Origin of the sequence: Halomonas sp. B23F22_20, assembly GCF_043496985.1 — a bacterium.
Classification (GTDB): Bacteria; Pseudomonadota; Gammaproteobacteria; order Pseudomonadales; family Halomonadaceae; genus Halomonas.
The window spans coordinates 1-530 of the sequence record NZ_JBIEKH010000144.1 but is presented as its reverse complement, the minus strand read 5'-3'; the positions used below and the strand labels follow the sequence as shown (position 1 = coordinate 530).

1 protein-coding gene is annotated in these 530 nt (G+C 54.5%); it reads left to right on the top strand.

The annotated features are described in order from the left end of the window. On the top strand, positions 1-306 hold a 306-nt coding region (locus ACGTN6_RS21015), incomplete at its 5' end, for a hypothetical protein (RefSeq protein WP_394595052.1). Positions 307-530 lie beyond the last annotated feature (224 nt).

Genomic DNA, 530 nt, shown 5'->3' with positions numbered 1-530 from the left:
AAGGTAATTGAGTTCACGCGGTTAGAAATCAATCCCGACTCTCTCAAGCGAACCTATAATCGCGCAGAAAAGAAACTCGGTTCCGTAATGTCGGAAGAACAAAACTGTCTGCCTCTCAGGAAAGTATTTGCTGCCCTCAAGATGTCTGGTTTCCTGATAGCACACGATGGTGATAAAAGCTCTTTCGACGCGGACGTTGAGCGTTTCGTGTCGCACGCCAATCTATCCAAGTCCCATGTCGAGAAAATCAAATCGGATATTGAGGCAATGATGAGGCCCAATAGGGAGCCGGAAACCCCGGCGTGACCGACTTTCCGTGAACACCTCGTCATTCGGCGTGATAGCCTGGCCAGGAGCCCTCCAGGCAGCTCTCCCAGGATCGAAGCGTTATCCCCACCATTCCTGACAGAGACGCCCATGCCGAACCCTATCCGCCAAACTGCCGTACTGCGGCCTAGCCGGTTTCGCCACGTTACCCGGGTTGCCCGGATCACCGGCCGGATGCCGGAGCGTGACGTGATGCTGCTATG